We start from the raw sequence: 17,276 nt of genomic DNA, 5'->3' as shown, positions 1-17,276 counted from the left end.
GCGTCCGCCGGATCGATGCCCGCGCGCAGCACCGCCAGTGTCACCATGCGGTACATCGCCCCGGTGTCCAGGTAGCGGGCGCCCAGCGCCCGCGCCAATCCCCTTGACACCGAAGACTTTCCGGTCCCGGCGGGCCCATCGATGGCAACGATCACAGCGCTCACAGGCCGACCGCCTTGTACAGTTGGCCGACCTCGCCCTGGCTCAACGCCCGGAAGCTGCCCGGCCGCTGCTTGCCCAACGACACCGGTCCGATGTCGGTGCGCACCAGCGCCTCCACCGGGAAGCCGGCCGCGGCCAGCAACCGGCGCACGATGCGATTGCGCCCTTCGTGCAACACCACGCGCACCAGCGTCTTGCCCGGAATGGCGTCCACGACCGCGAATTCGTCGACGCGCACGGGGCCGTCGTCCAATTCAATTCCCGCCCTGAGTCTTTTGCCCAGCCCGCGCGGCACCGTGCCCGTCACCGTCGCCAGGTATGTCTTGGGCACCTCATGGGAGGGATGCATCAACCGGTGCGCCAGCTCGCCGTCGTTGGTCAGCAGGATCAGGCCCTCGGTGTCGGCGTCCAACCGCCCGACGTGAAAGAGGTTCTTATTGCCGCGCACCCGGCGTTCCACCAGGTCGCCGATGCACGGCCTGCCGCGATCGTCCGACATGGTCGAGTGCATGCCCCGCGGCTTGTTCAGCGCCAGATACACCAGCGACTCGTCGAGGACCACCCTGGCGCCGTCGACCTTGATCACCGAGGCGTCGGGGTCCACCCGGGTGCCCAACTCGGTCACCACCTGCCCATCGACCTCGACGCGGCCGTCGATGATCAACTTCTCGGCGGCCCGGCGCGACGCAATTCCGGCTTGGGACAACACCTTCTGCAGGCGGATCCCCTCAGTCTCGACCATCAATCCTGGTCCACGTCGAACGTCAACGCCTGCTCGGGCGCCTGACCGCCCGACAGCTTGATGAAACGCGGCTCGCTATCCAGGGATTCGCTCAGGTCCTCGATCGTGTCGACGTCGGGCAGCAGCGGGGCGATGTCGGGAAGGTCGGCGAGCGAGGACAACCCCAACCGCTCCAGGAACAGGTCGGTGGTCGCGAACGTCACCGCGCCGGTGTCGTCGTCGACGCCGGCCTCGGTGATCAGGCCGCGCGCCAACAGCGTGCGCATGACGGCGTCCACGTTGACGCCGCGGACCGCGCTGACGCGCGCCCGGGTCACCGGCTGGCGGTAGGCCACCACGGCCAGGGTTTCCAGCGCGGCCCGGGTCAGCTTGGACCGCGCGCCGTCCAGCAGCAGCTTCTCCACGTACGGCGCAAACCTGGAGCGGGTGTACATCCGCCAGCCCTCGCTGGTTTGACGCAGGTCGATGCCGCTGCCGCGTTCGGTGAGTTCGTCGGCCATCTGCTGCAGCCGGGCGGCGACCCGGTAGACGGGTTGCTGCGTGGCCGAGCCCAGCGCCTCGGCGGTGACCGGCGTGTCGACCACCAGCAGCAGCGCCTCCAGCACGGAGCCGAGTTCCTCGGCGTCCATGGGCGTCGCCTCGGCGATCTCCGGGATACCCGCGTCGAGATCGACGTCGGGCTCGTACTCAGTCATCTATTCGTCCCGCACTTCTACCAAGGCTTCGCTGGCCGGACGTTCCCCGGTCCAAGAAATCTGGAGCACGCCAAGGGGCTCCGACTGGTCGAATGCTACCGCCCGGCTCCGATACAGCTCGAGCAGCGCCAGGAAGCGCCCGACGACCTCCATCGGCGCCTCGCAGTCGGCGACCAGCTCGGAAAACGTCGCCCAGTGCCCGCTGCCGCGGGATTCCAGGATCGCCAGCAACTTCTTGGCCTGCTCGGGCACCGAGACGGCCACCTCGTGCAGGTGCCCGATGGCCACCGAGGGCACGGGACGCGGGCTGAACGCGATCGCGGCGATCTGGGCGAAGCGTTCGGCGTCGACGCCGAGCATCACCTCCGGCAACAGCTCGGTGAACCGGTCCTCCAGCGCCACGGCGCGCGGGTAACTGCGCAGCGCCGTGGCCTCCAGCTCGGCGAACATCTCCGCGACGTGCTTGAACGCGCGGTACTGCAGCAGCCGGGCGAACAGCAGGTCGCGCACCTCCAGCAGCGCCAGGTCCTCCTCGTCGTCGATCTGCCCGGCCGGCAGCAGCCGGGCGGCCTTGAGGTCGAGCAGGGTCGCGGCGACCACCAGGAACGCGGTCGTCTCCTCCAGGTCCAGCTGGGAGCCGATCTCGCGGGTGTAGGCGATGAAGTCGTCGGTGACCTGGTGCAGCGCCACCTCGGTGACGTCGAGGCGGTGGGCGAAGATCAGCTGCAGCAGCAGATCGAACGGCCCCTCGAAGTTGGTCAGGCGGACTTGAAAGCCGTTCTTGGGTGGCGCCTCACCATTTGCGCTGGCCGTCACGCGCCGAATCGGTCGATGAACTCGCGGGCCAGGGCGCGGTAGGCCACGGCGCCCGTCGAGCGCGGGGCCCAGGTGGTGATGGGTTCGCCGGCCACGCTGGTCTCGGGGAATCGGACGGTTCGGGTGATGACGGTGTCGAACACCAGGTCGCCGAACCGCTCCACCACGCGGGCCATCACCTCGCGCGAGTTGACGGTGCGTGGGTCGTAGCGGGTCAGCAGGATTCCGCTGATCTCCAGCTTCGGGTTGAGGCGGTCGCGTACCTTGTCGACGGTGTCGGTCAGCAGCGCCAGGCCGCGCAGCGAGAAGAACTCGCACTCGGTGGGTATCACAACGCCGTCCGAGCAGGCCAGACCGTTCACGGTGAGCAAGCCGAGCGACGGCTGGCAATCGATCAGGACGTAGTCGTAGCGGTCCAGCACCGGATGCAACGCCCGGCCCAGTGTCTGCTCGCGGCCCACCTCGTTGACCAGCTGGATCTCGGCGGCGGACAGGTCGATGTTGCTGGGCACCAGGTCCAGGTATTTGATCCGGGTCTGCATCAGCACGTCGTCGATCGAGACGCGCGGCTCGACCAGCACGTTGTGGATGGTCTTCTCCAGCTCGTAGTGCGGCACACCGAGCCCGGCGGACAGCGCGCCCTGCGGGTCCATGTCCACCAGCAGCACCCGCCGGCCGTATTCGGCGAGCGCGGCGCCCAGGTTGATCGTCGACGTGGTTTTCCCGACGCCGCCCTTCTGGTTGCACATCGCGACGACCTGGGCCGGGCCGTGCGAGGTGCGCGGCTGCGGTTCCGGGATCGCCCGCGGCGGCCGCCCGGTCAGACCGAGCTCGACGCCGCTGTCCGGCTGCTCAGTCATGGCGGGGGTGTTCGGGAGGTGAACATCGACCGAAAGTCTAACGGGTTCAAGCGCCGAAGCCGGGCGACCCGCAGGGCGTTTCACCTGCGAATCTCACCGAATTTGCGCTGGTAGCGCGCCTGGCGGCGGTAATTGTTAACAGCAGTCACACCAGCACCACTGGGGCGGTGGTGGGCGGGTTTCCAACTTGATATCGCGGGCGATATCGCGGCGGTGGGCGTCGCGCCGAGATTGCCGTGCGGGCTGTGATTCCGGTGCCGCGACGACCTTGGCGGCAATCTGGGCGCCCGCTGCCCGGCGCCCGCCCGCACTACTGTGGCGTCATGGACCTGAAGCGACGAATTCCCCTGCTGCGATGGTCGGTCTGGCGGATGGCGACGGGCGCGCGCAACATCACCACGACGGGTCAGATCGGCGACGGGCGCGAAGCCGCCGCGGTGGACTACGTCCTGCGCAACGCCAAGGCCGGCGACATCGACGACGTGCTGGCCACCATCGACAGGTTCGCCTACGAGAAGTCGATGCTGATCAACGTCGGCGACGAGAAGGGCCAGCTCCTCGACGCCGCGGTGCGCCGCGCCGACCCGGCGGTGGCGCTGGAGTTGGGCACCTACGTCGGATACGGCGCGCTGCGCATCGCCCGCGCCGCCCCGAACGCGACGGTGTACTCCGTCGAACTCGCCGAGGCCAACGCCGCCAACGCCCGGCGCATCTGGGCCCACGCCGGCGTCGCCGACCGGGTGACGTGTGTCGTCGGCACCATCGGTGACGGCGGGCGCACCCTGGACGCACTCGCCAACGAGCACGGGTTCGCATCGAGCGCCCTCGGCTTCGCGTTCCTCGACCACGACAAGGACGCCTACCTGGACGACCTGCACAGCATCATGGGGCGGGGCTGGCTGCGGCCGGGCGCGATCGTGGTCGCCGACAACGTCCGGGTGCCGGGCGCGCCGAAGTACCGCGAGTACATGCGCCGGCAGCAGGGCAAGCAATGGAACACCGTCGAGCACAAGACGCACCTGGAATACCAGTCGCTGGTGTCCGACCTGGTGCTGGAGTCCGAGTACCTGGGTTAGGTCGGCGCTCAGCTTTCGGCCGCGTGCGCCAATTCCGCTGTGGCCGAACGCAATTGATCGGCGGAGTCCAGCCGCACCGGAAAGCCAACCCTGGTGTAGGCCACCCCGCGGGGAGTGTGCACCCGCAGGTCCAAGCCGTAGCGGTCGACGCCGGTGCAGACCGCGCTGTCGGTGTCGGGATAGCCGCCGAACGCCCGGGCCATCGCCGCGAGGGCGCCGGCGTGGTCGGCGTTGAGATGGGCGATGGCCCGGACCGCAGCGGGCGCAACCGGATCCGGCGAAGCGGCGGCGTACTGTTCGCCGCCGGCCGAGTCCATTCGGCCATACCCGCCTACCCAACGCACCCGCTGAACTTTGAGCACCCACAACGTGAAGTCGCTGAAGTCGAGGTAGTAACGCGCAGCCGGTACCGCACTCAGGTAAGCCGCCCGAGCGGCGTCCCGTTCGGTGTCCGGCTGGGCGACCACGCCTGCCAACGTGATTCGATGGCCGGCGAGTGGATCGGGGTCGCTGATCGCCCCCACGATCGACAGGCTGGCTCTCGGTTGGGCAGCCAGATTGCGGCCGTGCTCGGCCAAATTCGACACGCAGAGCACGGGCATCCCACCGAGCAGTCCATAGGCCACCAATGACGCCCACGGGTCGCCTTCGGCGGTCAACGTGGCGAGTGTGGCGGCATTGGTAGCGGCGGCGATCGTGCGGGCCTCCTCCGCCGCGGACGGACGAGCGGAGTTGGTCGGGGGCCGCAACGGCTGAGGCATCGAAGGCGCGCCGCCGGGGTCGCCATGATCGCGAATCGCCACGAATACGAGGTTACCGCAGCAACATTGGCGATCCCGATTACTGTGCGCGCGGATGCGCTTCCGCCCACACCTCGCGCAGCGCGTGCACGGTGACCATCGTGTAGATCTGCGTCGTCGTCACCGAGGCGTGTCCCAGCAACTCCTGCACCACGCGCACGTCGGCGCCACCCTCGAGCAGGTGGGTAGCGAACGAGTGCCGCAGCATGTGCGGCGATACGCCCGACGTGATCCCGGCGCGCTCCGCGGCGTCCTGCAGGACCTGCCACGCGCTCTGCCGCGACAGCCGGCCGCCGCGCACATTGAGGAAGATGGCCGGTATTCCGCGGCCGCGGCGGGCCAGGTCCGGTCGGCCACGCACCAGATAAGCGTCCAGCGCGTGCACGGCGGGCCGCCCGATCGGCACCAGCCGCTGCTTGCCGCCCTTGCCGCGCAGCAGCACCGACCTGGCCCGGGTATCGACGTCGTCGACGTCGAGTCCGACGGCCTCGGAGATGCGCGCCCCGGTCGAGTAGAGAAGCTCCAGCAGCGTCCGGTTGCGTAGCGTGAGCGGGCCGTCGGACGCGCTGTCGCCGCCCGCGCCGTCCAGCAGCGCCAGGACCTGGTCGATGGTCAGACTCTTGGGGAGCCGACGGCCCGGGGTGGGCGGGCGGACCGCGCGCGCCACGTCCAGCTCGGCGAGGCCTTCGGCCGCGGCGAATCGGTGTAAGCCGCGCACCGCGATCAGGGCCCGCGCCGCCGACACCGCGGACAGCGCCGGGCTTCCCGAGTCGGGGTCGCCGCGACGCAACGCCACCAGAAATTCGCTCACGTCGTCCTCGCCCACCTTGGCGATATCGTGAATCCCGCGGTCCGACAGGTGCTTGGCGTAGCGGCGCAGGTCGCGCCGATAGGAGCTGAGGGTGTTCGCCGCGACGCCCCGTTCGATCGTGAGGTGGTCGAGGTAGCCCTGCACTTGGGTGTCCAGGGCCACCGTTGTCATTGGGTGGCCTTCCGCGCGACGAACGCCGTCGGCTTGTCGGCCCACGGGCTGTCCACCGGCCGCGGCTCGGCGACGCCCTCGGTTACCACGTGAGCGGCCAGAATTCCGGCAATCGCAATGGAATTCACGATCTCACCGCTGAACACCTGGCGGACCGCCTCGGCGACGGGAACCCAGCGCATGGTCATGTCGGCTTCCTCGTGATGTGCCTCCGGGCGCTGTACTTCGGTCAGCTCGGTCGCCAGATACACGCGCACCGATTCGTCGCTGAAGCCCGGCGCGGAATTCAGGTCGACCAGCACCTGCCACGTGCCGGCCCGCAGGCCGACCTCCTCCTGGAGTTCACGGGCCGCCGTCTGCTGCGGCGGCTCCCCCACCACATCCAGCAACCCGGCCGGCAGCTCCCACAATCGCCGGCCGAACGCGTGGCGGTATTGGTAGACCATCGCGATCTCGTCGTCTTCGCTCAACGCCACAATGGCGACGGCCCCGTAATGCTCGACAACTTCGCGAATCGCGGTGGTACCGCCCGGCATTCTGACCTGGTCACTGCGCAGCGCGAAAATCTTTCCCGTGTACAGCGTTTCGGATGACGCCGTCTCGAAATCGTGTTCAGCCACGGGCAGCGGGTTCAGGTAACGACTGGCTGACGCCATCCCGCTGCTGGTTGCCGTTGGAGCCGTGCTCGGGAATCTCCACCGGCAGCAGCTCGCCTGACTGGTAGTCGAGGGCCGCCCCGACGAACGCGACGAACAACGGGTGCGGCCGGGTGGGCCGGCTCTTCAGCTCCGGGTGGGCCTGGGTACCGACGATGAACGGATGCACCTCCGGCGGGTATTCGACGAACTCCACCAGGTGCCCGTCGGGCGAGGTTCCGGAGAACCGCAGGCCGCTCTCGGCGATCTTGTCGCGGTAGGAGTTGTTGACCTCGTAGCGGTGCCGGTGCCGCTCCGAGACCTGCGTGGTGTCGTACGCCCGCGCGACGATCGAATCCGGCTGCAGCACGGCGGGATAGGCACCCAGCCGCATGGTGCCACCCAGGTCCGCCTGGCCCGCCACGATGTCGACCTGGTCGGCCATCGTGGAGATGACCGGATCCGGTGTCTCGGGGTCGAATTCGGCCGAGTTGGCCCGGTCGAGCCCCGCCGAGCGCGCGGCCTCGATCACGATGCACTGCAGGCCGAGGCACAGGCCCAGCACCGGCAGCCCGCGCGAGCGCGCGTAGCGGATGGCGCCGATCTTGCCCTCGATCCCGCGGATGCCGAAGCCGCCGGGGATCAGCACGCCGTGCACGTCACCCAGGGCCGCCGTCGCGCCCGCCGCGGTCTCGCAGTCGTCGGAGGCCACCCATTGCATCTCCACCTTGGCGTGGTGCTTGAAACCACCGGCGCGCAACGCCTCGGTGACCGACAGGTAGGCGTCGGAGAGTTCAACGTACTTGCCCACCAAGGCAATCCGTACGGTTTCGTGCGGCTCGTGCACCCGGCGCAGCAGGTCGTCCCACTCGGTCCAGTCGACGTCGCGGAACGGCAGGTTGAGCCGGCGCACCACGTACGCGTCGAGTTCCTCGCGGTGCAGCCGCTTCGGGATGTCATAGATCGACGGCGCGTCCGGGGTGGAGATGACGCCGTCGATGTCGACGTCACACATCAGCGCGATCTTGTTCTTCAGCGCTTCGGGCACGTCCCGGTCGCAGCGCAGGATCAGCGCGTCCGGCGTGATACCGATGCTGCGCAGCGCCGCCACGGAGTGCTGGGTGGGCTTGGTCTTGAGTTCGCCCGACGGAGCCAGGTACGGCACCAGCGAGACGTGCAGGAAGAAGACGTTCTCCCGGCCCAGGTCGTGGCGGACCTGGCGCGCCGCCTCCAGGAACGGCTGCGACTCGATATCGCCGACGGTGCCGCCGATCTCGGTGATGACCACGTCCGGGCGGTTGCCCTGGGCGTCCGGCTGGGCCATCGCCAGGATCCGGCTCTTGATCTCGTCGGTGATGTGCGGGATCACCTGCACGGTGTCACCGAGGTATTCGCCGCGGCGCTCCTTGGCGATGACCGTCGAATACACTTGGCCCGTCGTGACATTCGCCGAGCCGGACAGGTCGCGATCCAGGAACCGCTCGTAGTGGCCGACATCGAGGTCGGTCTCGGCGCCGTCCTCGGTGACGAACACCTCGCCGTGCTGGAACGGGTTCATGGTGCCCGGGTCGACGTTGAGGTACGGATCGAGCTTTTGCATCGTCACGTACAACCCGCGGGCCGTCAGTAGCTGACCGAGGCTGCTAGCGGTAAGACCCTTGCCCAGAGAGGACGCGACGCCCCCGCTGACGAAGAGGTGCTTGGTGGCGGTTTGCGGGTGCTTTCGCACAGGCGGCCTCCGTGAAGACGGGCAGGGCGTCGAATGTTCTAGCGAATAACTAGTTGGGCCTGCCGACCCACGGAAACCCACCCTAACATCCACGACCGAAGTGTCGCGGCGAACACGCCCGCTACTGAGGCACCGTGATCGATGTCGCGCCGTGACCGGTGCCGTACTGACCGGCGTGGCCGCCGTTCATCAGGTCGTGCAGGCCCAGCACCGCGGTGATGCGGCCGGGCGCGGTGTCGACGTCGTCGACGGTGCTGACCGCCGAGTTCATTCCGGCGTCGGCGCGCGTCACGGCGACCGCGGCGCCGCCGGTCGCCGAACCGTCCCGCCCGGCCAGCAGGGTGCCCGAGCCGTGCGGCGCCAGCGCGGCGGCGAACCGGGCGACGCTGACGCCCTGATTGCCGGCGTCCTGGGGAAGCGCGCCACCGGTGACGACCAGCGCGGCATTTGCCGCGCCCAGGTGATCGCTCGGCTGATAGGTGATGAAACCCGTGTCGCGCAGCGCCGCCAGCACGGTGTCGCGCTGCGGCTCGTCGACCGGCGGGATCGCCGGGTTGGCGTTGATCAGCAGCGCGATGCCCATCAGGTCGCCGGCCTGCGAGCCCTGGTCGACGAGCTTGGTGCTCAATTGCTGACCGGCGGGCAGAATCGACGAGTTCACCACGGTCTGCAGCTTCTCCGCGGAATTGGCCTCGACGAATTCGCTCGTCAACGACACGGTTCCGGTCACCGCGCCGCCGGCCTGGCCGATGAACTTCGACACCGCGGCCACGTCGTCGTCTTTGGCGTCCGGGGTACGGAACACCACGACCGACTTGCCTCCGAGCGCGTCGTGCACGATCCGGCCGACCAGTTGGGTGTCGAAATTGTTTGCCGCGCTGAGCTTTTCATTCAGCACGTTCTTCTGGTCGTTGAGCCCGTTGATCTGCGTGTGCAGGTCTCGCTTCTCGTCACGCAGGCTGGACAGCAGGGTGTCGGACAGGAAACCGGATCCGAGCACGACTCCCACGGCCAACGCCAGAAACACGGCGGCCAGCGATAATGCGTGTTGGCGTAGCGAGATCATCTTCGGCCCCTAGCTCACCAAGTGCTGAACCCAGAGCGAGAAGTGGTTCCAGTAGTCGGTGACCCAGTGCAGCACCAGGCCGTCGGTGCGGGACACCCACAGGGCGACGATGACGGCGATCAGCATCGTCAGCGCCAGCAGCGCGATGGCGCCCGCCGAGATGTGGTTGCGGTACAGCGTGGCCACGGCCTTGGCGTCCACCACCTTCTCCCCCACCCGAAGCCTGGTCAGGAACGTCGAGGGGTTGCTGTGCGCACGCGTCCGGTCGAAGAACGTCTCGATGTTGGCGGTGTGGCCGGCGGTCACGAGCAGCGCGGCGCCGTGGTGATCGGCCAGCAGCAGGGCCAGGTCGATCGCCGAGCCCGCGGCCGGGAATGTCATCGCCCCGACACCGAGGTCCTGGATGCGCTCCAGACCGGGCGCGTGGCCGTCGGCGTCGGCGGGCAGGACGACCTGGGCGCCGCACTTGAGGGCGTCGGCACTGATCTGGTCGGGGTCGCCGACGATGACCTGGGGGCGATAGCCCGCCTTGCGCAACACATCCGCGCCGCTGCCCACGCCGAAGAGCACCGGCTGATACTCCTTGATGAACGGCTTGAGGGACTTCAGGTCCTCCTCGGCACTGGGCTCGTCGGCGACGATCACCACGTGCCGGCGGCGCAGGTCGACGTCGATGTCGGGAATGCCGATGCCGTCGATCAACAGCGGGCTTTCGCTCTTGATGAACTCGATCGTGTTGCCGGCGAAGGCCTCCAGGTGGGCGGACAGGCCGCTCTTGGCCTCCCGCATCAGGTCGGCGATGTCGTGATCGGTGCGCTCGGTGCCGCGGACCAGCCTGCGGTCGCCGGAGTACACCCCGCCCTCGTGCAGCCGGATCTTGGCGCCGTCCTTCACCTTCTTGAAGATGTCCGGCCCGGTCTCGTCGATCAGGGTGACCCCGTTGTTGACCAGCACCTCCGGGCCCATGTTGGGGTAGCGGCCCGAGACCGACGGCGAGGCGTTGACGACCGCGGCGATATCGGCCTCCACCAGGGCGTCCGCCGTGATGCGGTCCAAATCCAGGACGTCGAGCACCACGATGTCGCCGGGGCACACCCTGCGCAGCAATCGGTCGATGTTCCGGTCCACCCGGGCGGTGCCGACAAGCCCCGGCCGGGCGGTGTTACGGGTTAGCAGGCCTGACATCTTCATGGGGGCGATTCTGTCGGTGATGCAAGGAGGACGCGTGGAGGCGCGCCGTAACACCAGCCTCAGAAGTTATCTAGAGTCCCATTAGTCACATCTGTATTAAGGGTTCCCGACGGTTAGATCTCATCCTTCTGCGCCGCGTCGAGCAGTTCGCGGGCGTGCGCACGGCCGCTGTCGGATTCGCCCAGCCCGGCCATCATCCGCGCCAATTCGGCGACGCGCTCGTCCCCGGCGACCCGCCGCACCACGCTGGTCCCCTTGGGCCCGGCGTTGTGCACCACCAGGTGCACGTCGGCGTAGGCCGCGACCTGCGGCAGGTGCGTGACCACGATGACCTGGTGGGTGCGCGCCAGCCGCGCCAACCGCCGCCCGATCTGCACCGCGGCCCGGCCGCCGACGCCGGCGTCGACCTCGTCGAACACCATGGTGGTGCCCGCGGCGGAGGCGGCCAGCACCACTTCCAGCGCCAGCATCACCCGGGACAGTTCGCCGCCGGACGCGCTCTTGGCCAGCGGCAGCTGGTCCATCCCGCGGTGCGCCGCGAATCCGAACTCCACCTCATCGACACCGTCGGCACCGGCGCGGGCCAGCTCGCCCGACGGCAGCACGAGCGCGGCCGGGTCGTCCTTGTCGGCGGCCGCGTCGTTGCTGACGTCGATGGTGAACTGCGCGTCGGCCATCGCCAGCCCGGACAGCTCGGCGGTGATCTCCTTGGCGAGCCGCTTGGCGGCCTTGCGCCGGATGCCGCTGAGATCGACTGCGGCTTGGGCCAACTCACGCGCGAGCTCGTCGACGCGGGCGGCCAGCGCCGTCAGGCCTTCCTCGGAGACGTCCAGCTGGGCCAGCCGTTGCCGCGACTCCTCGGCCCAGCGGAGCACCCCGTCGACATCCGCGGCGTACTTGCGGGTCAGCGTGCGCAGTTCGGCCTGCCGGGCCAGCTTGGCTTCCAGCGCGCTGGCGTCGACCGGCAGCTCGTCCAGGAAGCCACTGAGTTCGCCGGCCACATCGGTGACCAACGTGAGCGCCTCACCGACCTGCCCGGCCAGCGGCCGGAGCTTCGCGTCGTCGGTCGATTCCAGGGCGGCACGGGCCCGCCCCAGGCTGTCGGCGGCGCTATTTCCGGAGGCGTCCGCGTCGTCGGGCGCCCCGGAGAGCGCCGCGTGCGCGGTGATCGCGGCCTCGCGCAGCGTGTCCAGTTCGGAGAGCCGCACGATGTCGGCGACCAGCGCATCGTCCTCGCCCGGTTGCGGGTCGACCGTGTCAATTTCGTTGAGCGCGAAGGTGAGTCGGTCGGATTCGAGGGCGAGCTCGCGCATGCGGTTCCGGCGGTCGACGAGGTCATGCCGCGCGGCGAGCCAGGCGTCGCGCAGTTTGCGATAGCGCTCGAGCGCGGGGCCGGCCTTCGCGAACCGGTCCAGCGCGCCGCGTTGCTCCTCGGGCCGCATCAGCCGCAGCTGGTCGTTCTGCCCGTGCAGGGTGAGCAGCTCCGCGGTGAAGTCGCCCAGGGACTTGGCGGGCACGCTGCGACCCCCGAGATAGGCCCGCGACGGCCCGTCGCGGCTGACCGAGCGCAGCGCGATCACGCTGCCGTCCTCGTCGCGCTCCGCTCCCGACGCGTCCAGCATCTCGTCCAGCAGCGCGACCGCGGCGTCCTCGAGATCCGTTGTGACGAAACGGCCCTCGACGACGGCGCGGTCGGCGCCCGATCGCACCCGGGTCGCATCGGCGCGGGCGCCCCCGAGCAGGTGCAGCCCGGTCACCACCATGGTCTTGCCGGTGCCGGTCTCGCCGGTCAGCACGGTCAGGCCGCGATCGAACTCCCCGACCGCCGCGCTGATGGCCCCCAGCGACTCGATGCGGATTTCGGTCAGCATCTAGTTTCCACGCCACCCGGTGACCGGCAAGCGGAACTTTCGCACCAAACGGTCGGTGAACGGCGCGCTGTCCAACCGCGCCCATTTCACCGGTGTGTCGCAACGCCTTACCTCGATCCGGCTGCCGGCCGGGATCAGCATCTCGCGGCGGCCGTCGCAGAACACCAGGGCGTCGTGACCGTCCGCCTCGATCTCGATCGCGATGGTCGCATTGGGGCTGGTGACCATCGGCCGGCCGAACAGCGCATGAGCGTTGTTGGGCACCACCAGGATTGCCTCGAGGTCCGGCCATAACACCGGGCCGCCCGCGGAGAACGCGTAGGCGGTCGACCCGGTGGGCGTCGACACCAGCACGCCGTCGCACCCGAACGCCGACACCGGCCGCCCGTCGATCTCGACGACAACCCCCAGTACGCCCAGTCGCGGACCCTTCTCCAGGCTGACCTCGTTGAGCGCCCATCCGTGCTCGATTTCGCGACCGCCCGCGCGCACGACCACGTCCAGCGTCAGACGGTCTTCCACCCGATAGTCCTTGGCGACAACGTGATCCAGCACCCTGTCGATGGCCTCCGCCTCGGCCTCGGCCAAGAAACCGATTCGCCCCAGGTTGACGCCCAGCACGGGGATCCCGGCATTGCGGGCCAGTTCGGCCGCACGCAGGAACGTGCCGTCCCCACCGAGCACCAGCACCAGTTCGCAGCCTTCGGCGGCCTGCGGGTCCGCGTCGACCACCTGGATTTCCACGCCCATCGCCCGGATGTCGTCGGGGGCCACCTGCAGCGACCCGCGGTCGACCGCCTCGGCGGATAGGACACGGAGCCCGATATCGTTGTCCCCCAACACTTTCTGTACGCGCGCCGCCGTGTCGGTGGCCTCTTCGCGACCGGTGTGGACCACCAGCAGCACGGTGCGATGCTCGCTCATTGCGGCCCCTCGTCTACGGCGCGCCGCACCGCTGCCACCAGCTCGTCGTCCGCCAATCCGGTCTGGCCGCGCAGCCACAGGAAGTATTCGACATTGCCCGACGGGCCGGGCAGCGGGCTTGCGGTGACCCCGACGGTGTGCCAGCCCAGCTCGCCGGCGCGCCGTGCCACCGCGAGCACGGCGTCGGCACGTAGGGCCGGGTCGTGCACCACTCCGCCGGCGCCCACCTGGCCCCGGCCCACCTCAAACTGCGGCTTCACCATGGGAACGATATCCGCAGTGGGGGAAGCACATCCAGCCAGCGCGGGCAGCACGGTGGCGAGCGAAATGAACGACAGGTCGGCCACGATGAGGTCGACCGGCCCGCCGATCGCCTCGATGGACAGGTCGCGGGCGTTGGTTCGCTCGACGACGACCACCCGCGGGTCGCAGCGCAGCGACCACGCCAGCTGCCCGTATCCGACATCCACAGCGACCACCTCGGCGGCCCCGCGATCCAGCAGAACCTCGGTGAACCCACCCGTCGATGCCCCCGCGTCCAGGCAGCGGCGACCCGCCACCGGAATTCCAAAGGTGTCCAGGGCGCCGATCAGCTTGTGCGCACCGCGGGAGACCCAGCCCCGTTCGCCGTCGTCGGCGACGGTCAGGGCCGCGGTGACGGCGACGGCCGTGCCCGGCTTGCGGGCCGGCAGGCCGTCGATGCTGACCCGTCCGGCGCCGATCAACTCGGCCGCCTGCTGGCGCGATCGCGCGAGTCCGCGCCGAACCAGCTCGGCGTCGACGCGGGCGCGGCGAGACATGCGCGCACTCAGCCCTTCTCCGCCGACTCCAGCGCGGCAAGCAGCACGTCGTGCGCCTCGGAAAGGCGGCGGGCTATGTCTTCGAGCTCCGTGAGCGACGGGTTCCCGGGGCTTTCCGGAGCCCCGGGCTCGGGCAGCCGGGCCAGCAGGGCGTCGATTTCGGCACGAATTTGTTCGGGATCGGTAGTCATTGCGCTCTTACGCTAGTCATCCGTCAGTCGCTGCGCACCAAAGACCAGCGTTGCAACGCGGCACGGGCCCGGTCGTCGGCCGCCTCGATGCTGATGGGCCGCCCGTCCGAGCGCGCACCCCAGACCGCGCTGGCGACCGCCCGGACGATCGAGAGCCCGTCGCCGTCGTCGGGGCCGTCGCCGCGGACGACGACCGCCCGCTCGTCGACGTCGACACGCCAGCCCGGCTGCGGCCCGACCGCGAGCTGGTCGCCGTCGGAGTGCAGGGCGCGCAAGTCGTGGCCGATGTAGGTGGGCCGGTGCGCGGGGTCGGCGTACACGGCGTCCCGGGCCGAGCTGACGCCGGTGAGCACCATCAGGCTGGGCAGGTCGGCCGCGTTGGCGCCCTCGATGTCGGTGTCGAGTCGGTCGCCGACCACCAGGGGCGCGCGGAAATCGCCGCGCGCCGCCGCGTCGGTCAGCAGCCCGGGCGCCGGCTTGCCCGCGACCTGGGGCTCGGCGCCGGTGGCCGCGCGCAGCGCGGCGACGAAGGAGCCGTTCCCGGGTAGCAGGCCCCGCTCGGTGGGCAGCGTCGGATCGATGTTGGCCGCCACCCACAACGCGCCGGACCGAATGGCGAGCGCGGCCTCGGCGAGGTCCGGCCAGCCGATGGTCATCGACAGGCCCTGGACGACCGCGACCGGCTCGTCGTCATACCTGCGCACCGGCCGCAGCCCGACCGTCTTGACCTCGTCGGCCAGCGCGTCGGTGCCCACGATCAGCACCGGTGACCCCGCCGGCAACTGGTCGGCCAGCAGCCGGGCCGCGCTCTGCGCGCTGGTGGCGACGTCGTCGGCGGTGGCGGTGAAGCCGAGTTCGGTCAGGTGCGCCGCGACCTCGGCGGCGCTGCGCGACGCGTTGTTGGTGACGAAGAACGCGCGGCTGCTCACCTCGGCCAGCGCCTGCACCGCACCTTCGGTGGGTTTGCGGCCGCGAAACAACGTCCCATCCAGGTCGAGCAGCAGGCAATCGTATTGGCTTGCAACGCTGGTCATCTCAGCCCAGCTCGCTTACCCGGTCTTCGGCGTCGGTGACGCCTTCGACGTCGGCGGCCGCCGAGCGCAGGAACCATTGCAGCGCTTCGTCATTGCGCCCAAGCGCCAGCAGGGTGTCCGCGTAGGCGTAGAACAACCGCGCCGCCGTCGAGCCCCGGCGGCCGGGATCCAGTTGCGGTGTGGACAAGACGGTCAGCGCTTGCTCCAGCTGGCCGAGGTCCGCACGCGCGCCGGCGGCGACGATGCGCAGCTCGTCGGCGTCGTCGCCCTGGAGCTGGGCCGCCTCTGGTCCGCGGGCGAGTTCGATCGCCCGTTCCGGGCGGCCAAGTCCGCGTTCGCAATCCGCGATCAGGGCGAGCAGGTTGGACTTGCTGCCCATCCTGCGGGCCGCGCGCAATTCGGCCAGCGCCTGGGCCCAGTCGCCGCAGTGATAGGCGGCGATGCCGACCGCCTCCCGAATCGCGGCGATCCTGCTGGACCGGGCGCGCGCCGCGCGGGCGTGACTGAGCGCGGCCTCTGGGTCCTCATCGAGCAACTCACCCGCGGCGACCAGGTGGCGTGCCACCGCGTCGGCCGTGGCCCGGTCCAAGGTGCTGAGCTCGCCCCGGATTTCGGGCGCCAACTGCCGGGCCTCCACGCCCGGCGGTATCGGCGGCCCGGGCTCCGGCGCGCGGTGGCCGTCGGGCTGCTGCGGCTGAGCCGGTCGCGCGCGGCCGGGCCCCGACCAGCCGCCGGATGTGCGCGGGCGCCGTTCACCGCGCTGCCTGTCGTCGACCACGCAGCCGAGGATACGGGGGCCCCGCGAGCTAGTACGCCGTGAGCCGGTTCTGCAGCAGCGGCGCGATCACCGCCGGGCAGTAGTTCGCGACGGCGACGATGGTGAACAGGCCGGCCGACTCGTAACCCAGGCCACTGCGTTCCGACATTTCGGCGGCGACCGAGTCGAAGGACTGGCCCGGCGTCACGATCATCGGGCAGACCGACTGGCCCAGCGCCAGGGCCCCGGCCGGGTGCGGGTAGGTGATGCCGGCGTTACTCAGGGCCATCAGGAACGCGTTGCCCCGCATGTCGGCGCTGACGGGCGCGGCCAGCGGGGCGGCCAGCCCCGCCACGCAGGCGGTCAGGATCAGCACGCGCAGCAGGGACCGTTGCACACGCCGGGAAGCCGTCATCGTGACCACCCTGGCCTGTGCGGGTCACAACCGCAACACGGTGCGGTAAAGGTTTGCGCAGCAACGCGTTTTGCGGGTGCGGTTTTCAGACCTTTTCGATCCCGGCGACGGTGCGCTTGCCGCGGCGCAGCACCAGCCACCGGCCGTGCAAAAAGTCCGAGGGCTGCGGCGTCCACTCCTCGCTGTCGATCCGGATGTTGTTGACCGACACCCCGCCCTCGCCGATGGTGCGCCGCGCCGCCTTCCTGCTCTCGGACAGACCGCTGGCCACCAGCAGGTCGACGATCCCGTCGGGGCCACCGGGTTTGAGCTCGGCGACCGAGGCCTCGCGCAGCGCCGCCGACAGCGTCGCCTCGTCCGCGAACTGACCGTGCTGGTGCACGGCGAGGCGGCCACCGAGGCGGTCGAGCACGCCAGCCGGGCGCTGTTCGGGCAGGGCGAATTGGACCGCCTGGACGAGGCGACGCTGTCGGCGGCGCTGCGCGAGGCCTCGGTCGCCGAGCTCAAACCCGGTGGCCCCGACGGGATCG

Annotated in this window: 19 protein-coding genes and 1 pseudogene; 1 reads left to right on the top strand and 19 read right to left on the bottom strand. The window is 69.8% G+C overall.

What is annotated here, in order from left to right:
* From A5709_RS27705 to A5709_RS20365, 5 genes are all read right to left on the bottom strand, one after another.
* A partial coding sequence (locus tag A5709_RS27705; RefSeq protein ID WP_197520206.1) for a (d)CMP kinase occupies positions 1–164 on the bottom strand: 164 nt, incomplete at its 3' end.
* On the bottom strand, positions 161–904 hold the full coding sequence (locus tag A5709_RS20380) for a pseudouridine synthase (RefSeq protein WP_068121954.1): 744 nt from the start codon (positions 902–904) through the stop codon (positions 161–163). The genes A5709_RS27705 and A5709_RS20380, both read right to left, overlap by 4 nt.
* Positions 904–1,599, bottom strand: a complete 696-nt coding sequence (gene scpB / locus A5709_RS20375; protein ID WP_067944338.1) for an SMC-Scp complex subunit ScpB — start codon at positions 1,597–1,599, stop codon at positions 904–906. Before scpB ends, A5709_RS20380 begins: the two co-directional genes overlap by 1 nt.
* Positions 1,600–2,415, bottom strand: coding sequence for a segregation/condensation protein A (locus tag A5709_RS20370; protein ID WP_067944340.1), 816 nt, complete (start codon positions 2,413–2,415; stop codon positions 1,600–1,602). It lies immediately after the preceding gene.
* Positions 2,412–3,275 carry a ParA family protein gene (locus tag A5709_RS20365; protein WP_067944342.1) on the bottom strand — a complete coding sequence of 288 codons (864 nt, stop codon included), beginning with the start codon at positions 3,273–3,275 and terminating at the stop codon, positions 2,412–2,414. Before A5709_RS20365 ends, A5709_RS20370 begins: the two co-directional genes overlap by 4 nt.
* A 323-nt stretch (positions 3,276–3,598) precedes the next feature.
* Between A5709_RS20365 and A5709_RS20360 the strand changes: the two genes are divergently transcribed.
* Positions 3,599–4,351 (top strand): O-methyltransferase, encoded by a 753-nt coding sequence (locus A5709_RS20360; RefSeq protein WP_068121950.1) that lies wholly within the window; start codon positions 3,599–3,601, stop codon positions 4,349–4,351.
* A gap of 8 nt (positions 4,352–4,359) precedes the next feature.
* Here the strand turns inward: A5709_RS20360 and A5709_RS20355 are convergent, their stop codons facing one another.
* From A5709_RS20355 to A5709_RS20290, 14 genes and pseudogenes are all read right to left on the bottom strand, one after another.
* A complete protein-coding gene (locus A5709_RS20355) occupies positions 4,360–5,154 on the bottom strand; it encodes a HugZ family protein (protein ID WP_068121946.1) in 795 nt (264 codons plus the stop codon).
* Between the two features lie 37 nt (positions 5,155–5,191).
* Positions 5,192–6,133 carry a site-specific tyrosine recombinase XerD gene (gene xerD / locus A5709_RS20350; protein ID WP_067944347.1) on the bottom strand — a complete coding sequence of 314 codons (942 nt, stop codon included), beginning with the start codon at positions 6,131–6,133 and terminating at the stop codon, positions 5,192–5,194.
* Positions 6,130–6,753: an NUDIX hydrolase gene (locus A5709_RS20345; protein WP_067944349.1), complete on the bottom strand. Its 624-nt coding sequence runs from the start codon at positions 6,751–6,753 to the stop codon at positions 6,130–6,132. Before A5709_RS20345 ends, xerD begins: the two co-directional genes overlap by 4 nt.
* Entirely contained in the window at positions 6,746–8,497 is a 1,752-nt protein-coding gene (locus A5709_RS20340; protein WP_067944351.1) for a CTP synthase, read from the bottom strand. Before A5709_RS20340 ends, A5709_RS20345 begins: the two co-directional genes overlap by 8 nt.
* A gap of 121 nt (positions 8,498–8,618) precedes the next feature.
* Complete coding sequence (locus A5709_RS20335) at positions 8,619–9,563, bottom strand: copper transporter (protein WP_068121944.1); 945 nt, start codon at positions 9,561–9,563, stop codon at positions 8,619–8,621.
* A gap of 9 nt (positions 9,564–9,572) precedes the next feature.
* Positions 9,573–10,754, bottom strand: a complete 1,182-nt coding sequence (gene steA / locus A5709_RS20330) for a putative cytokinetic ring protein SteA (protein WP_068012245.1) — start codon at positions 10,752–10,754, stop codon at positions 9,573–9,575.
* Between the two features lie 113 nt (positions 10,755–10,867).
* A complete protein-coding gene (gene recN / locus A5709_RS20325; RefSeq protein ID WP_068121942.1) occupies positions 10,868–12,625 on the bottom strand; it encodes a DNA repair protein RecN in 1,758 nt (585 codons plus the stop codon).
* Positions 12,626–13,549 (bottom strand): NAD kinase, encoded by a 924-nt coding sequence (locus tag A5709_RS20320; RefSeq protein WP_068121939.1) that lies wholly within the window; start codon positions 13,547–13,549, stop codon positions 12,626–12,628.
* Positions 13,546–14,349, bottom strand: a complete 804-nt coding sequence (locus tag A5709_RS20315; RefSeq protein WP_068121937.1) for a TlyA family RNA methyltransferase — start codon at positions 14,347–14,349, stop codon at positions 13,546–13,548. Before A5709_RS20315 ends, A5709_RS20320 begins: the two co-directional genes overlap by 4 nt.
* Before the next feature lie 8 nt (positions 14,350–14,357).
* Positions 14,358–14,540, bottom strand: coding sequence for a hypothetical protein (locus A5709_RS20310; protein ID WP_067944363.1), 183 nt, complete (start codon positions 14,538–14,540; stop codon positions 14,358–14,360).
* A 23-nt stretch (positions 14,541–14,563) separates the two neighbouring features.
* On the bottom strand, positions 14,564–15,574 hold the full coding sequence (locus tag A5709_RS20305; protein ID WP_068121935.1) for an HAD-IIA family hydrolase: 1,011 nt from the start codon (positions 15,572–15,574) through the stop codon (positions 14,564–14,566).
* A gap of 1 nt (position 15,575) precedes the next feature.
* Positions 15,576–16,352, bottom strand: a complete 777-nt coding sequence (locus tag A5709_RS20300) for a tetratricopeptide repeat protein (protein WP_082953566.1) — start codon at positions 16,350–16,352, stop codon at positions 15,576–15,578.
* A gap of 28 nt (positions 16,353–16,380) precedes the next feature.
* The gene (locus A5709_RS20295; RefSeq protein WP_304442493.1) at positions 16,381–16,755 is read right to left on the bottom strand and encodes a DUF732 domain-containing protein; all 375 of its coding nucleotides are present in this window, start codon (positions 16,753–16,755) and stop codon (positions 16,381–16,383) included.
* A 76-nt stretch (positions 16,756–16,831) separates the two neighbouring features.
* A pseudogene (locus A5709_RS20290) lies at positions 16,832–17,107 on the bottom strand (S4 domain-containing protein); the annotation flags it as partial.
* Positions 17,108–17,276 lie beyond the last annotated feature (169 nt).

Source organism: Mycobacterium sp. E1386 (genome assembly GCF_001672745.1).
Taxonomy (GTDB): Bacteria; Actinomycetota; Actinomycetes; order Mycobacteriales; family Mycobacteriaceae; genus Mycobacterium.
This window is presented reverse-complemented; position numbering and strand designations above follow the sequence as displayed.